Genomic DNA, 15,511 nt, shown 5'->3' with positions numbered 1-15,511 from the left:
AGCGCTGCGCAAGCGCGGACAATGCGGCGCCATGGTACCACCGGCCCCGCGCGCTCCTTCCCGCTCCACGCTCCCCGGCAGCGTGCGCATCATCGGTGGGCGCTGGCGCGGTTCGAAGCTTCCGGTGGCCCGGGCGCCAGGCCTGCGGCCGACGTCCGACCGCGCCCGCGAGACGCTGTTCAACTGGCTGCAGCCGATGCTTGCCGGCGCGCGCGTTCTGGACCTGTTCGCAGGCAGCGGGGCGCTGGGACTGGAGGCGCTGTCGCGCGGTGCGCGCGAGGCGCTGCTGGTCGAACGCGACCCGGCGCTGGCGCAGTCGCTGCGCGCCAGCTGCGAGCGACTGGGTGCCGGCGACGTTGCCACGGTGCTGCGGGCCGACGTGCTCGAGCTGCTCCGGACCCCCTTGCACGGGCGCTTCGACCTGGTGTTCCTGGACCCGCCATTTATAGACGGGCTGTGGGACGAGGCGCTGGCGCGACTCGACCCGTGGTTGGCCGACGATGCCTGGCTCTATCTCGAATCCCCGCCCGACGGGCCGGCCGTGCCGCCCGGTCCGGGCTGGCGCCTGCACCGCGAATCCGGGACCCGCGACGCCCGTCACGTGCTGCTCCGGCGCGGGGGCGCGACTTGAAACGACGCCGCGTGTCGCTGCTACACTCGCGGCGGCTACAGCACCCAAACCACGGCGCAGCCAAGGCATGAACACAGTCCGGAACAGGGTCGCGGTGTATCCAGGCACCTTCGATCCGATCACCAACGGCCACGTCGACCTGGTCGACCGCGCCGCGCCGCTTTTCGAAAAGCTCATCGTCGGCGTCGCCGAAAGCCCGGCCAAGGGCCCGGCGCTCTCGCTCGATCTGCGGGTGGACCTGGCGCGCAAGGCGCTGGCCGCCTACGACAACGTCGAAGTCATGGGCTTCAATTCGCTGCTCGCGCACTTCGTGTCCGAGGTCGGCGGCAGGATCCTGCTGCGCGGCCTGCGCGCGGTTTCGGACTTCGAGTACGAATTCCAGCTGGCGAGCATGAACCGGCACCTCATACCCGAGGTGGAAACCCTGTTCCTGACGCCGGCGGAGCAGTACGGCTTCATTTCCTCGTCGCTGGTGCGCGAGATCTCCCGCCTCGGTGGCGATGTCTCGTCCTTCGTGCCGGACGCGGTTGATGATGCGCTGCAGGCCGAATGGCGGCGCGCGGCGATAGACTGAGCACCAACACCGAACAACCCTTGGGGAACCCGATATGAAGACCACCACCCGCCTGATCCTGATCGCATTCCTGGTGCTGCCGCTGCTGGCGGCCTGCAACAAGGAGGAGGCCGTCGTTGCCGCCGTTGCCGCGCCGCTGACCGCTCCCACCACAGCCGACGACGGCGCCTGGCGCAGCTACGTGTCCGACGTGGTGACCCGCAACATGGAAGGCATCGCCAACCAGCCCTACGTCTACTACCTGCCGGCAGCGACCGGCGACGAAGACGCGGATGCCGGTGCGTACGCGCGCCTGCAGGACAAGGCCAGGACCGACGTCGCGCGCGGCATCGTGCGCGGGAACATGCTGGCCTATGCCTCGTCGGATTCGACGAAGATGGCCGACATCGTGGTCGAGGCCTTCGCCGAGGTCGCTCCGGACACGATGAAGGACGTGCGGGTGCTGTTCATCGGCAGCGCCGCCGACCGCGACCGCGTCGCCGCGGCCGTTGCTCCGGCAGGCGTCAACTTCGTATTCGTCGACGCGGGCTGAGTCCCGGGTCCGCCCCGCCGCCGCCGGCCGCCAGGCCCGGCGGCGGGCCGCGCATGCAGGGTCTACAATGGCCCCATGGCACTGCGCATCAACGAGCTCTGCATCAACTGCGACGTTTGCGAGCCCGCCTGCCCGAACGACGCCATCTCGCAGGGCGAAGACATCTATGTGATCGACCCCGCGCGCTGTACCGAGTGCGTGGGGCATTTCGACGAGGCACAGTGCGTGGTGGTGTGCCCGGTCGAATGCATCGATCCGGATCCCGACATCCCTGAAACCCACGACCAGCTGCTGGCAAAGCTCCTGCGGCTGAAGGAGCAGGCTGCTTGAACATCCCGACCCTGTTGCGCCGCCTGGCGCTGCCGCTGCTGATCGCGTTCGTCCCTTCCGGCCTGCTCCTGGCCGCCGATGGCCAAGTGAGTGCGGCGCCTGCGCCGGTACAGCAGGCGGTGAAGCCGCCGGGCGCGGCGATCGCTTCCGCGCACGCGCTGGCGACGGACGCCGGGATGGAGGTGCTGGCCGATGGCGGCAACGCTTTCGACGCCGCGATCGCGGTCTCGGCGGTGCTGTCGGTGGTGGAGCCGGTCAGCTCCGGCCTCGGCGGCGGCGGCTTCTTCCTGCTGCATGACGCCGCCACCGGGCGCGACGTCTTCCTTGACGCCCGCGAGACTTCGCCGGCCGCGGCCACGCCCGAGCGCTACCTCGACGCCGAGGGCGGCTTCGACCGCGACCGCGCCACCAACGGCGCCTGGTCGGCGGGCATCCCCGGGCTGCCGGCCGCCTTCGTCCACATCCAGGAGAAGTACGGCAAGCTGCCGCTGTCGCGCACCCTGGCGCCGGCGATCCGCATCGCGCGCGAGGGCTTCCCGGTGTACGCACGCATGGCCCGCGGCTACGCGGCGCGCAGCGCGGTGATGGAGCGCTATCCCGGCACCCGCGAGGTCTATCTGGCCGCTGGCCGGCCGATCGAGGTCGGCGACCTGTTCCGCCAGCCCGATCTCGCCCGCACGATGGAGCTCCTGGCCGAGCAGGGCTTCGATGGCTTCTACCGTGGCGACATCGGGGCCAGGCTGGTCGCCGGCGTCAACGCCGAGGGCGGCGCCTGGACCGAAGACGAACTCGCCGCCTATCGCGTGCGCGAGCGCGAGCCGGTCCGCTTCGGATACCACGACTGGGAGATCGTGACCGCGCCGCCGCCGTCGTCTGGCGGCATCGCGCTGGCGCAGATGCTGCAGATCCTGGCGCCCTACGAATTCGACGCGCTGACCGAAGCGCAGCGCGCCCACCTCGTGGTGGAGTCGATGCGCCGCGCCTACCGCGACCGCACCTTCTACCTTGGCGACCCGGACTTCGTGCAGGTGCCGCAGCGCCTGCTGTCCAGCGCCGATTACGCCGCCGGCCTGCGCGCCACCATCCACCCGGACAGGGCCACGCCCAGCGACCTGCTCTCGGGTGCGCCGACGCCGCTGGAGGACGAAGAAACCACCCACTTTTCGATCATCGACGCCGAAGGCAACCGCGTCGGTGCCACGCAGACGGTGAACCTGCTGTATGGCTCCGGCCTGGTGGCGCCGGGCACCGGCGTGCTGCTCAACAACGAGATGGACGACTTCGCGCTCAAGCCCGGTACGCCCAATGCCTTCGGGGTGATGGGCTTCGCCGCCAACGCGCCGGAGCCGGGCAAGCGCATGCTGAGCTCGATGACGCCGACCTTCATGGTTTCGGGTGACAGAGTCGCCGTGCTCGGCACGCCGGGCGGCAGCCGCATCATCACCATGGTGCTGCTGGGCGTGCTCGGCTACGACGCCGGGCTGTCGGCGCCGGACGTTGCGGCGCTGCCGCGCTACCACCACCAGTGGATGCCGGACGTGCTCCAGGCCGAGACCGGGACTTTCGACGTGGCCACCGTGCAGGCGCTGCGCGCGATGGGGCACACGCTGCAGCTGCCCGAGGAAGAGGCCAGCCAGGGCCGCCGCTCCAGCGACGTCTGGGGCAACTTCCAGACCGTGGCCTGGGACATCGCCGGCAACAGGCTCGAGGCCGGCACCGATCCGCGCAATCCCGTGGGCAAGGGCGCCACGACCCATGGCGCGAAGGACCCGGAGCCGTCGCGGTGAAGCTCTGGTCGATCGAAGGCAATACCCAGCGGCTCGACGGCGGCTCGATGTTCGGCAATGCGCCGCGCGCGCTGTGGTCGCGCTGGATGGAGCCCGACGGACTCAACCGCATTCCGCTGGCGACGCGCGCGCTGCTGGCGACGCCGCTCAACGGCCGCACGGTGCTGTTCGAGACCGGCATCGGCGCCTTCTTCGAGCCCAAGCTGCGCGAGCGTTACGCCATCGGCGGCGACGGCCATGTGCTGCTGGACTCGCTGCGCGAGGCCGGCTTCGGGCACGAGGACATCGACGTGGTGGTGCTCAGCCACCTGCACTTCGACCACGCCGGCGGCCTGCTGACGGCCTGGGAGGAGGGCAAGGCGCCGGAGCTGCTGTTCCCGAACGCCACCTTCGTGATCGGCCGCGAGCAATGGGAGCGCGCGCAGGATCCGCATCCGCGCGACCGCGCCAGCTACATTCCGGAGCTGCCGGCGCTGCTCGAGGCCAGCGGCCGCCTGGAGCTGGTCGACGGCGACCGCACGCCGGCCCTGGGCGACGCGGTGCGCTTCCATTGGAGCCACGGCCACACGCCGGGAATGATGCTGGCCGAGGTGCTCGGCCCCGAGCTGCGCGATGACGGCCACCACGGCGGCGTGGTGTTCTGCGCCGACCTCGTGCCCGGCCTGCCCTGGGTGCACGTGCCGATCACCATGGGCTACGACCGCTGCGCCGAAACCCTGATCGACGAGAAGCAGGCTTTCCTCGACGACAAGCTGGCGCGCGGGGTGCACCTGTTCTTCACCCACGATCCCGGCTGCGCGCTGGCGCAGGTCGGGCGCGACGGGCGCGGCCGCTTCGAGGGCGTGCACCAGGTCCAGCGCCTGCAGGCCCGTGGCCTGGGCGCGTAAAGCCGTTTTTCAGGCGGTGCCCGCTGGGCGCAGCAGCAGGAGCCAGGCCAGGGCCGCGGCCGCCAGACTCGCCAGCGCCGCGATCACCCAGGGCAGCCACGACAGCCAGCCGCCGGGCGATGCCCGTGCGTACCGATGCGCTACGGCCGCGGGCGGTGCGTCGGACAGGGTCGTAACCGGCGCCGGATCCACCGGGGCCATCGCATGTGGCGACAGGCCGGCTCCGGCCCCGTTGTCGGGAGCGGGGGGCAGCAGCACCGCCGGCAGCGCCAGGCGGTAGCCCTCGCCGTACACGGTCTGCAGCAGCTGCCCCGAGTGGTCGCCAAGCGCGGTGCGCAGCCGGCGCATCACTTTCGATACCGCACTGTCGAACACCGTGTCGACGCCCGGCCAGGCCTCGGCGATCAGGGTCGCCCGCGGGACCACGTCCCCGGCGTGGTCGAGCAGGCAGAGCAGGACCGCGCAGGCGCGGGCATCGAGGTTGCGCGTCCGGTCGTCGGCATGCAGTCGTTGCTTTGCCGGCTCCAGCCGGTAGCGGCCGAACAGCCATTGCCCGTCCTGCGGCGATACGCGCGCGGACGTGCTGCGGCCGTTGGCGGCCGGCGGTGTCGGTGGGAGCGGAGCAGTGGCCACACAGTGGCCAACGGGGGTGGCGGCACCGGCAGGCCAGTCCCGCGCGGGCTCAGGCGCGGGTGCCGAAGATCTTGTCGCCCGCGTCGCCCAGCCCCGGCAGGATGTAGCCGAGCTCGTTGAGGCGTTCGTCGATGGAAGCGACGTAGACCTCGACATCGGGATGCCTGGCCTCGAGTGCGCGCAGGCCCTCGGGCGCGGCGACCAGGAACAGGCCCTTGATCCGGGTGCAGCCGGCCTTCTTCAGCATGTCGACGGTGGCGACGAGGGTGCCGCCGGTGGCCAGCATCGGGTCGAGGACCAGGGCGGTGCGGTCGGCCATGTCGCCGACCAGGTTCTCGTAGTAGGCCATGGCTTCGAGCGTGGTTTCGTCGCGCCGGATGCCCACCACGCCGACCTTGGCCGCGGGAATCAGCTCCAGCACCCCGGGGAGCATGCCCAGGCCGGCGCGCAGGATCGGCACCAGGGTGATCTTGCGGCCCTTGATCCGGCGCACGCGCACCGTTCCGGCCCAGCCCTCGACCTCCGCATCCTCGCACTCGAGATCGGCGGTGGCTTCGTAGGTCAGGAGCGCGGCGACCTCGCCGGCCAGTTCGCGAAAGGACTTGGTGCTGTTGTCGGCGCGGCGCATCAGGCCGAGCTTGTGCTGCACGAGCGGGTGGCGGACTTCGACGATCTTCATGGCGGAGGTGGCTGGAGTACGGATGCCAGTGTCGCGCAAAAGCCGGTCGGGATGGAGCCGTGCGCGGCCGATGTTTTCGCCTTGGCCGATTCCACAACAAGAAAGGTTCATCTCCCATCTCCTGGGAAGCGGTTTCGAGGAGGAGTGTCTGCTTCCTTCGCTATCCGTCGCCGTGACCTGGAGAGCCCCGCCGCGGCCGGGGGGGGGTTGCCACCGCTTTAACGGCCCCGGGCAGCCCTCCCGGCCACGACGGGGCTCGGCTTCGGCTGGAGTACGCGCGATGCCCGGCTTTTGCTCCCGGGCCACCGCGTACTGCTGCGCACCGGGTGCCCGCGCTGTATCAATGGCGCGCCAGTCCCTCAGTCGGGAGATGAACCACAAAAAAGGGCCGGATTCACCCGGCCCTTCCCGTCGTGCAGCCTGCTGCGGTCAGTAGTCGTAGCGCACGCCGACCAGCCAGGAGCGGCCGAAGCCTTCCATCTCGAGCACGCGGTTGCGCTGGCCCTGGTAACGGACCTGGCGGGTGTCGCTGATGTTGTTGACCTCGCCGAAGATGCTTACGCCGGTGTTGAAGCGGTAGCTGGTGGTGAAGTCCAGGCTCGAACGGCCGTCCCAGAAGACGTTGAGTTCCGGATTGGTGATGTTGAACTCCTGGATGAACTCGGAGCGGTGGTTGTAGGCCAGGCGTGCGTTGAAGCCCGACTTTTCGTAGGTCAGCGCCAGGTTGTAGTTGTGGCGCGAGGTGCCGGGCAGCTCGGTTTCGCCCAGGCCGAACGGCAGCTCCGCATTGGACTTGGCCCAGGTGTAGTTCGCGTAGACGCCCAGGCCGCTGAGTGCGCCGGGCAGCATGTCGAAGGTCTGCTGCCAGGCCAGCTCGAGGCCGTAGATGCTGCCCTTGTCGCCGTTCTCCGGGCGGGTGATCCGCTGGTTGACGATGTCGATCGAGCCGTCGTCGGGATTGACGACCTCCCAGGTCTCGAAGCTGTTGGCGATGAACAGCGGATCGTCGATGCGCTTGTAGAAGGCCGCCGCCGAAAGCAGGCCCAGCGGGCGCAGGTAGCGTTCGTACGACACGTCGAAGTTGTGTGCGTAGGCGGCCTCGACCTCGGGGTTGCCGACCGAGACGTTGTCCCATGCGTTCTCGCCGCGGATCCGATAGGGCGCGGTATGCATGAAGTCGGGGCGGTTGAGGCCGGTCGAGTACGAGGTGCGCAGGATCGTGTCCTGGTCGATCTCGTAGCGCAGGTGCAGGCCCGGCAGGAAGTCGCCGTAGCTACGGCTGGCGTGCTGGGGGATGGCCTCTTCGGTTTCTTCGTTGAACTCGGCGGCGCTGCCTTCCAGCCTGGTGCGCTCGTAGCGGGCGCCGGCGACCAGGGTCAGCTTGTCCCAGGTCGCGTCAATGCGGAAATAGGCGGAATGCACATCCTCGGAGGCGGTGTAGTCGGCGGTGATGGAGTCGGCCACCAGCCGGTTGTGGTTGCTGCTTCCGGTCAGCTGGCCGGCGTAGTTGCCGAAGATGTCGCGGGCGAAACGACGACCGGTCAGGAAGTGGCCGAAGTTGTTCGACCAGCTGTCAGGCAGCAGCATGTCCGAGTAGCTGATGCCCAGCGCGTCGAAGTCGTCGGACTCGCCGTTGCGATGGCGCTCCTCGTTGAACAGCTTGTCGCGCTGGCGCGAGCGCACGCCGAATTTGATGTCGCCGCTTTTGCCGAGGAAGTCCTGCGCGTGGGTCAGGTCGACCCGGAAGCTGTTTTCCTTCTCCTCGCTGTACTCGTAGCGATCGTTGAGACGACGGAATTCGTACCAGTCCTCGGGCAGGTTGACGCCGGTGGCCGGAGCGTCGTCCACGCCCAGGATCGTCCAGACCGGGAAGTCCGGGTTGCTGTAGTCGTAGGCCATCCGCGGACGCTCCTGCGAGCGGAAGACGTACTGCATGCGCGGGCTGGTGGTCTTGTCTGCCTTGCTTTGCGCAACTTGCCAGTCGAGCTTCCAGGCGTCGCCGAGCCAATGCTCGCCGCCGAGGTTGTAGGTGCGGATCGACTTGTCGTAGGTACGCTCGCGCAGTTCCTTGTCGAAGGTGGCACGGCCGGCGACGCCGGTGACGTCGTTCGAGCCGGCTTCGTGGCGCTCCAGCTCGATGGCCAGGGTGTCGCGGAACTCGCGGTCCTCGAAGTTCGAATCCGAAGCGATGAAGTAGACGAGGTTGTCCGGATCGATGCGGAAATCGAAGCGTCCGGTCAGGCCGGTGCGGGTACGGGTGCCCTCGTAATCCTTGATCTCGACCACTTCAGGCATGATCACGCCGTCGAAGTCGGCGAATGTCGCCTCGACGTTGTCGGTATAGCGTTCCTGCTTGCTGCGCGACGCGGAGATGATCACGCCGATGTTCTCGTCGGCACCGAAGCGGTTGCCGATGGTTGCGTTGTAGCGCTCGTTGTCGCCGTCGCCGAGCTCGAAGGCGCCCTGGGCCGCCGAAGCGCGCAGGGTCAGGCCATCGCGGTCGAGCGCGCTCTGGGTGCGGATGTTGATGTTGCCGGCGATGGCGTCGCCGTCCATGTCGGGCGTCAGCGCCTTGGTCACTTCAAGCGCGGCGATCACGTCCGCCGGGATGGTGTCCAGCTCGACGCCGCGGCTGAGGTTGTCTGGGTTGGCGAGCTGCACGCCGTCGATGGTGACGGTGGTGAATTCCTTGGGGGCTCCGCGCACGGTTACGTAGCGACCTTCGCCCTGGTCGCGCTCGATCGACACGCCGGGGATGCGCTGCGTGGACTCGGCGATGTTGTTGTCCGGAAACTGGCCGAGCAGGTCGGCCGAGACCACGTTGACGTAGTTGGTCGAGCTGCGCTGCTGGTTGAGGGCGAGCGCCTGCGCGTCGCGCGTGGCGCGCACTTCGACCGAGTCCAGGGTGGTGGCGTCGGCGGGGCCGACCGTGCTGTGCAGGCTCACTTCCACCTGCACGCCGGAATCGGCCGGCACCACGACCTCGGTGTCCACGCTGTGGTAGCCCAGGTAGTCCACGGTCATCTGGTAGCGACCCGGCGCAAGGCCTGTGATGCGGAATTCGCCGTTGCGCCGGGCGGTGGCAAGCTGACGGCCGTCGATCGAGATGATGGCGCCGTCGAGCGAGGCACCGACCGAGGACTCCTTCACCCGGCCGACGACGGTGCCGACGGACAGGGCCTCTCCGGCAATGGCCCCCGCCTGCGGTTCGGCACGGGCGTTTGGAGTGGCAGTCAAGGTGAGTGCGGTGGCGATGGCGGCGGCGATCAGCGAACGTTGGATGGTCATGGGATGGCCCTGGGATAAAAAAATGGCGGCCGTCTGCGGCCGCACAACGGGCACAAGCTTTATGCCGGTGAGTTGCAGCGACATGACGGAAAAGCTGCATTTGGCTTTCAGCGCGGTAATGGCGGGGCTGGCGCCGGTGCCGCTGTAACTCGGCGGACACATAGGGCCGCGACAATCGCCGGTCCATTCCCTATCCATGCCGGTCCGCCATGCTTGTTCGCGATTCCATCCGATCTGCTTCAGCGACGCCGCGCCGCGCCGCTGTCCGCATGCCCGCCGGTGCCGGCGGCAGCCTGCTGCTGGCTGCGGTGCTCGCCCTGCTGCTGACGGGCCCCGCTGGTGCACGCGACGCCTTTGGTCCCGGCATCCACGAACTCGAACCCAATACCCTGGTGCCCGCGGGCGACCCGCGCTACGCGCCGGCCGCGTATCCCGACCGCATCGTCGCCTCGCCGGCGGCGGATCCGGCGCGCGGTTTCCAGGTCTCCTGGCGCACTGCCGCGGGCGTCGAAGCGCCGATGCTGGAACTGGTGGTCGCCGGCGATTCGCCCGCCGTCGGCGAACCGCGCCGCGTGGCGGCGCGCAGCACCGCCTTCGCCACCGAGAATGGCGCGGGCAGCCAGCACCAGGTCGCGGTCGACGGACTGGAAGCCGACACGCTCTACGCTTTCCGCGTGCAAGGCGGCAAGGGCTGGTGGAGCCCGTGGCGGCAGCTGCGCACCGCGGCTGCGCAGGGCACTGCGCTGGAGTTCCTGTATTTCGGCGACACCCAGAACAAGAACGCCAGCCACGGCAGCCGCGTGCTGCTCGAGGCCCTGCGCCACGCGCCGGACGCGCGCCTGGCGCTGTTCGCCGGCGACCTGGTCAGCGGCGGCGACGGCGAGGACGACAACGAATGGGGCGAGTGGTCCGACATCGCCGCGCCGGTGGCCGCGACCATGCTGGTCGCACCGCTGACCGGCAACCACGAGTACTTCGAGGAGTTCGAGGACACGCCGCAGGAGCGCCGCGTGCTCGGCCCGCACTGGCCTCACATGTTCGCACTGCCGGGCAACGGCGCGCCGGGCGCGGAGGCCACCACCTACTGGTTCGACATGCACGACGCACGCTTCGTGGTGCTCGACGGCACCTCGGCGCTGGATCTCGGCACGGCCGCCGCGCAGGCGGAATGGCTGGACGGCGTGCTGCGCGACAGCCCGCGCGACTGGTCGATCGTCGCCATCCACCAGCCGATGTACTCGCCGCGCGAGGGCCGTGACAACCTCCTGCTGCGCGAGCACCTGATGCCGGTGCTGGCGCGCCATTCCGTGGACCTGGTGCTGCAGGGGCACGACCACACCTACGGCCGACGCGCGGGCGAGAATGGTGCGGCCACGCCCCAGTACGTCGTATCGGTGGCCGGCGCGAAGCAGTACCTGCTGTCAGAGGAGGCTCGCGACACCATGGCGCCGGTGGCCGAGGACACGCAGCTGTTCCAGGTGGTGCGCATCGATGGCGACACGCTGCGCTACGAGGCGCGCACCGTGACCGGCCGGCTGTATGACGCGTTCTCGCTGGTTGGCGATCGCGACGTGGGGCGCAGGATCATCGAGCACACCGATGGCCGCATCGAGCAGCGTGACTGTGGCCGCTCGGCGACCCTCAAGGGGCGTACGGACCGCTGTTGGGAGTAGGGCGCGGGGTGCGCAGCAGTGCGCGGTGGCCCGTGAGCACTCCCCGGATTTCGCGCATGGTTTGGGTACCTGCGGGCAACGCCGAGCCCCGTCGTGGCCGGGAGGCCTTCGCGGGGAAGTCAAGGAGGAGGCATCCGCCGCCAGGCGGATGCCGGGGGACATGAGCCGCGAAGGCCTCCCGGCCGCGACGGGGCCCTTCAGGTCACGGCATATCGGCGCCGCAGCGGACTGCTGCCGCGCACGATAGACCTGAGCTTCAGGCCGCCGCCTGCACCCGCGGCCCCTCGAGCAGCGCGCGCTTGACCATGGAAACCACCAGGTCGAGCTCGTCTTCCTCCATCTCGAAGCGCGGGGTGAAGCGCAGCGAGTTCTCGCCGCCGTGGATCACGCCCAGGCCCTGTTCGCGCAGCCACTCTTCGGTGGAGCCGGCGCCGTAGCCCTTGAAGCCCGGGGCGAGTTCGCAGGAGAACAGCAGGCCGGTGCCCTGGACCTTGGTGATCAACCCGCCCAGCTCGGCCTTCAGCGCCTCGAGCTTTTCGATGGCCTGCTCGCCGCGGGTGCGGATATTGGCGCGCACCTCCGGCGTGACCATGCCCAGCACCGCCACGCCGACGTCGGCCGCGCGCGGGTTGGCGGTCATGGTGTTGCCGTAGGTACCGCGCTTGTAGATGCCGGCGGCGCGCGCGTTCATCGCCAGCACCGAGAGCGGGTACTGGCCGGCGTTGAGCGCCTTGGAATAGGTCTCCATGTCGGGCGCTTCCTGGCCTTCGAAGCCGGGGTAGTCGACCACCGACAGGGTGCCGGTGGCGCGCAGGCCGGCCTGGATCGAGTCGACCAGCAGCAGCGATCCGTGCGCCTTCGTCAGTTCGCGGGCGGCGGCATAGTAGTCCACCGGCACGCTGCGGCCCGGGTCGCCTTCGCCCATCACCGGCTCGAGGAACATCGCTTCGATGAACCAGCCCTTGGCATCGGCGTCGGCGAAGACCTGCTGCAGCGCGTCGATGTCGTACGGGGCCACCACCAGCACGCTGTCTTCGTGGCGGTAGCTGGCCAGTGCGTTCTCGTAGGCCTTGCGGGTGGAGTTGGAGTACAGCGCAGGCGCCTCGGTGCGGCCGTGGAAGGCGCCCTTGACCACCAGGCGCTTGACGGTGCGGCCGGCGTGGCGGCCGCCGGCGTCGGTCATGGTCTTGGCATTGGTGTCGGCGATGCGTGCGGCCAGCGACACCGACTCGGAGCCGGAGTTGAGGCACATGAAGGCGGCGAACGGGCAGTCGCGGCCCTGGCCGATCTCGGCGCGCAGGGCGCGATCGAGGCGCAGCTGCGACAGGCTCGGGGTCATGATGTTGGCCATCGCCTGCGGCCTGGCCATCGCTTCGATGACCTTCGCCGGGGCGTGGCCGAAGCCGAGCATGCCGTAGCCGCCGGTGTCGTACAGCACGGCGCCCTTGAGGGTGACGATCCACGGGCCGCGGGCGGCGAGGGCGACATAGGGGTTCACGCCGTCCTGGGGATAGAAGTTGACGTAGCCGGCCTGCACGGCCTGGACCTGGGCATCTTCGTCGAGGTCGAGCAGGTCGGCGGCTTCGGCTTCGATGCTCGCGAACTCGTTCGCGGCGGCGTCGATGGCGTCGACCAGCTCCGGATGGCTGGCGGCGAAGCGCGCGATCGTGGCGTCGTCGAGGCCGGGGCTGCGGCGCTGTCCCTTGCGGGCGCGGAGCGGGGCGAGGCGTGCGGTCACGGTGGTGGTCATGGCGGTTCTCCGGGTGCGATACCCTATTATCGGCATGCGTTCGTCGCTTGGTAGGTGCGATTTGCGCTGAAATGCTGCAGTTTTCGGCGGATCGACGATAGAATTCACCAATGAAGCTGAGCCCTGCCGACGAAGCCCTGCTGTCGCTGCTGCGCGAGGACGCGCGCGCGCCGACCGCCGCCATCGCGCGCCGCCTGCAGCTGTCGCGCACGACGGTGCAAAGCCGGATCGAACGCCTGGAGCGGATGGGCGTGATTTCCGGTTACACGGTGCGCGTCAGCGACGACCACGAGCGCGAGCGCGTGCGCGCGCTGATCATGATCACGGTGTTCCCGAAACAGGCGCCGTCGGTGGTCGAGGCCTTGCGGCAGATGCCGGGCGTGCGCAGCCTGCATTCGGTCAACGGCGCCTGGGACCTGGTGGCGATGGTGGTGGTGCAGACCATCGGCGACATGGACGAGCTCACCGACCGCATCGGCGCCCTGGACGGCGTCGAACGCACCACGTCGACCCTGCTGCTGTCGACCAAGTTCCAACGCTGAGGCCCCCGCTTGAAGAAGTCCGATTTCCGCTTCGACCTGCCGCAGGAACTGATCGCGCAGGCGCCGCTGGCCGAGCGCTCGGCCAGCCGCATGCTGGTGGTGCCGCCGGGCGACGGCGGCTTCCAGGATCATCGCGTGCATGAGCTGCCGGGCTTCCTGCGTGCAGGCGACCTGCTGGTGTTCAACGACACCCGGGTGATTCCCGCGCGCCTGTTCGGCCGCAAGCAGGGCAGCGGCGGGCGCGTGGAGATCCTGATCGAGCGCCTGCTTCCCGGCGGTGAGGCGCGGGCCCAGGTCGGTGCCAGCAAGACGCCCAAGCCCGGCAACCTGATCGAACTCGACGCAGGCGGGGTGGCCGAGGTGATCTCGCGCGATGAAAGCTTCCATCGCCTGCGTTTCCACGTCGACGGCGAACTGGAGTCCTGGCTGGCGAAGGCGGGGCGCATGCCGCTGCCGCCCTATATCCAGCGCGAACCCGGGGTCGAGGACGCCGAGCGCTACCAGACCCTGTTCGCGCGCGCCTCGGGCGCGGTGGCGGCGCCGACCGCGGGCCTGCACTTCGACCAGCCGCTGCTCGATGCGCTGCGTGCGCGCGGCGTCGATTCCGCGCACGTCACCCTGCACGTCGGCGCCGGAACCTTCCAGCCGATGCGCGTGGACGACATCCGCGAGCACCGCATGCACAGCGAGTGGATCAACGTCGGCGCCGCCCTGGTCGCGCAGGTACGGCGCACGCGCGCGGCCGGTGGCCGGGTGGTGGCGGTGGGCACCACGGTGGTGCGGGCGATGGAGTCGGCGACGGTGGACGGCGAGCTGCATCCTTTCTCCGGCGAGACCTCCATCTTCATCGTGCCCGGCTACCGGATCACGTCGGCCGACGTGCTGCTGACCAACTTCCACCTGCCCGAGTCGACCCTGCTGATGCTGGTCTCGGCCTTTGCAGGGCGCGAACGGGTACTGGCGGCCTATGCGCACGCGGTGCGCGAGCGCTACCGGTTCTTCTCCTACGGGGACGCAATGTTGCTGTCCAGGAATGCCTGATCCGGACGTTGTCGAGTATCATTCTCATTTACGCCGGGACTTCCGGCGACGCCCCATGGACCAGGAGATGCCCGTGAACACCCGCTTCCGCGCCCCCCGCACCATCCTTGCCGCCGCCTGTGCGGCGCTGCTGCTTGCCGCCTGCGGCGGCGAGCGCGCCGAGACCGGCACCGCCGGCGCCGACGCCGAGGCCGCTCCGGCCGCCGCCGGCGAGGTCAACCTCTACACCACCCGCGAGCCCGGCCTGATCCAGCCGCTGCTCGATGCGTTCACCGCGCAGTCGGGCACCAGGGTCAACACCGTGCTGTTGAAGGACGGCCTGCTCGAGCGCCTGGGTGCCGAGGGCGCGCGTTCGACCGCCGACGTGTTGATGGTGGTGGACACCGGCAACATGCTCGACCTGGTCGAGGCCGGCCACACCCAGCCGCTGCAGTCCGAGGTGCTCGAGTCCGCGATCCCCGCCCACCTGCGCGGCGCTGACGACCAGTGGTTCGCGATGTCGCTGCGCGACCGCGTGCTGTACGCGCACAGGGACCTCGAGCTGGAGTCCTTCCACTACGAGGACCTCGCCGATCCGCAGTGGAAGGGCAAGGTCTGCATCCGCTCCGGCCAGCACCCGTACAACACCAGCCTGTTCGCGGCGATGATCGCGCACCACGGCGCCGAAGCCACCGAGCAGTGGCTGACCGGCGTCAAGGCCAACCTCGCACGCAAGGCCGCCGGCGGTGACCGCGATGTCGCCCGCGACATCCTTGCCGGCATCTGCGACATCGGCATCGCCAACGCCTACTACGTCGGCCGCATGAAGAACGCCGAGCCCGGCTCCGAGCAGCACCAGTGGGGTGAGGCGATCAAGGTGATCCGCCCGACCTTCGACGTCGAGGGCGGTGGCACCCACGTCAACATCAGCGGCGCTGCCCTGGCCCGCCACGCGCCCAACCGCGACAACGCGGTGGCGCTGATGGAATACCTGGTCTCAGACGAGGCGCAAAGCCTGTATGCGCGCGCCAACTACGAGTACCCGGTGAAGGCCGGCGTCGAGCTCGATCCGGTGGTCGCAAGCTTCGGCGAACTCACCGTCGACCCGCTGCCGCTCACCGAGGTGGTCGCGAACCGCCGCGAGGCCAGCGCGCTGGTCGACAAGGTCGGCTTCGACAACTGATC

Annotated in this window: 14 protein-coding genes; 10 read left to right on the top strand and 4 right to left on the bottom strand. The window is 69.4% G+C overall.

Annotation, left to right across the window (positions count from 1 at the left end):
* The first annotated feature begins 31 nt into the window (after positions 1 to 31).
* The 6 genes from rsmD (at position 32) to E2169_RS08895 (ending at position 4,741) form a co-directional block, all read left to right on the top strand.
* On the top strand, positions 32 to 631 hold the full coding sequence (gene rsmD / locus E2169_RS08920) for a 16S rRNA (guanine(966)-N(2))-methyltransferase RsmD (RefSeq protein WP_132986272.1): 600 nt from the start codon (positions 32 to 34) through the stop codon (positions 629 to 631).
* A gap of 67 nt (positions 632 to 698) precedes the next feature.
* Entirely contained in the window at positions 699 to 1,205 is a 507-nt protein-coding gene (coaD, locus tag E2169_RS08915) for a pantetheine-phosphate adenylyltransferase (RefSeq protein WP_132986271.1), read from the top strand.
* 34 nt (positions 1,206 to 1,239) lie between these two features.
* Positions 1,240 to 1,737, top strand: coding sequence for a hypothetical protein (locus E2169_RS08910; protein ID WP_132986270.1), 498 nt, complete (start codon positions 1,240 to 1,242; stop codon positions 1,735 to 1,737).
* A 75-nt stretch (positions 1,738 to 1,812) separates the two neighbouring features.
* Positions 1,813 to 2,067, top strand: a complete 255-nt coding sequence (locus tag E2169_RS08905; protein WP_132986269.1) for a YfhL family 4Fe-4S dicluster ferredoxin — start codon at positions 1,813 to 1,815, stop codon at positions 2,065 to 2,067.
* A gap of 2 nt (positions 2,068 to 2,069) precedes the next feature.
* Positions 2,070 to 3,854, top strand: coding sequence for a gamma-glutamyltransferase (ggt, locus tag E2169_RS08900; protein WP_132986396.1), 1,785 nt, complete (start codon positions 2,070 to 2,072; stop codon positions 3,852 to 3,854).
* Positions 3,851 to 4,741, top strand: coding sequence for an MBL fold metallo-hydrolase (locus tag E2169_RS08895; RefSeq protein WP_132986268.1), 891 nt, complete (start codon positions 3,851 to 3,853; stop codon positions 4,739 to 4,741). The genes ggt and E2169_RS08895 overlap by 4 nt, the downstream gene beginning before the upstream one ends.
* A gap of 9 nt (positions 4,742 to 4,750) precedes the next feature.
* Here E2169_RS08895 and E2169_RS08890 read toward each other — a convergent pair whose 3' ends face one another.
* The 3 genes from E2169_RS08890 to E2169_RS08880 form a co-directional block, all read right to left on the bottom strand.
* Positions 4,751 to 5,374 (bottom strand): winged helix-turn-helix domain-containing protein, encoded by a 624-nt coding sequence (locus E2169_RS08890; protein WP_165942378.1) that lies wholly within the window; start codon positions 5,372 to 5,374, stop codon positions 4,751 to 4,753.
* 49 nt (positions 5,375 to 5,423) lie between these two features.
* Positions 5,424 to 6,053, bottom strand: coding sequence for a uracil phosphoribosyltransferase (gene upp / locus E2169_RS08885; RefSeq protein ID WP_132986266.1), 630 nt, complete (start codon positions 6,051 to 6,053; stop codon positions 5,424 to 5,426).
* A 429-nt stretch (positions 6,054 to 6,482) separates the two neighbouring features.
* Positions 6,483 to 9,341 (bottom strand): TonB-dependent receptor, encoded by a 2,859-nt coding sequence (locus tag E2169_RS08880; RefSeq protein ID WP_165942377.1) that lies wholly within the window; start codon positions 9,339 to 9,341, stop codon positions 6,483 to 6,485.
* A gap of 269 nt (positions 9,342 to 9,610) precedes the next feature.
* On the opposite strand from E2169_RS08880, the gene E2169_RS08875 reads away from it, so the two are divergent.
* Positions 9,611 to 11,014, top strand: coding sequence for a purple acid phosphatase family protein (locus tag E2169_RS08875; RefSeq protein ID WP_132986264.1), 1,404 nt, complete (start codon positions 9,611 to 9,613; stop codon positions 11,012 to 11,014).
* Between the two features lie 256 nt (positions 11,015 to 11,270).
* Here the strand turns inward: E2169_RS08875 and E2169_RS08870 are convergent, their stop codons facing one another.
* Positions 11,271 to 12,764: an aminotransferase class III-fold pyridoxal phosphate-dependent enzyme gene (locus tag E2169_RS08870; RefSeq protein WP_132986263.1), complete on the bottom strand. Its 1,494-nt coding sequence runs from the start codon at positions 12,762 to 12,764 to the stop codon at positions 11,271 to 11,273.
* Between the two features lie 110 nt (positions 12,765 to 12,874).
* Between E2169_RS08870 and E2169_RS08865 the strand changes: the two genes are divergently transcribed.
* From E2169_RS08865 to E2169_RS08855, 3 genes are all read left to right on the top strand, one after another.
* On the top strand, positions 12,875 to 13,306 hold the full coding sequence (locus E2169_RS08865; RefSeq protein WP_132986262.1) for an Lrp/AsnC family transcriptional regulator: 432 nt from the start codon (positions 12,875 to 12,877) through the stop codon (positions 13,304 to 13,306).
* Positions 13,307 to 13,315: 9 nt separating this feature from the next.
* Entirely contained in the window at positions 13,316 to 14,347 is a 1,032-nt protein-coding gene (gene queA / locus E2169_RS08860; RefSeq protein ID WP_132986261.1) for a tRNA preQ1(34) S-adenosylmethionine ribosyltransferase-isomerase QueA, read from the top strand.
* 73 nt (positions 14,348 to 14,420) lie between these two features.
* Entirely contained in the window at positions 14,421 to 15,509 is a 1,089-nt protein-coding gene (locus tag E2169_RS08855; RefSeq protein ID WP_207918379.1) for a Fe(3+) ABC transporter substrate-binding protein, read from the top strand.
* Positions 15,510 to 15,511 lie beyond the last annotated feature (2 nt).

The sequence above is a fragment of the Luteimonas terricola genome (assembly GCF_004352845.1).
GTDB classification, from domain to species: Bacteria; Pseudomonadota; Gammaproteobacteria; order Xanthomonadales; family Xanthomonadaceae; genus Luteimonas; species Luteimonas terricola.
Note: the sequence above shows the minus strand (reverse complement) of the source record. Positions and strands in the feature narration are given on the sequence as shown.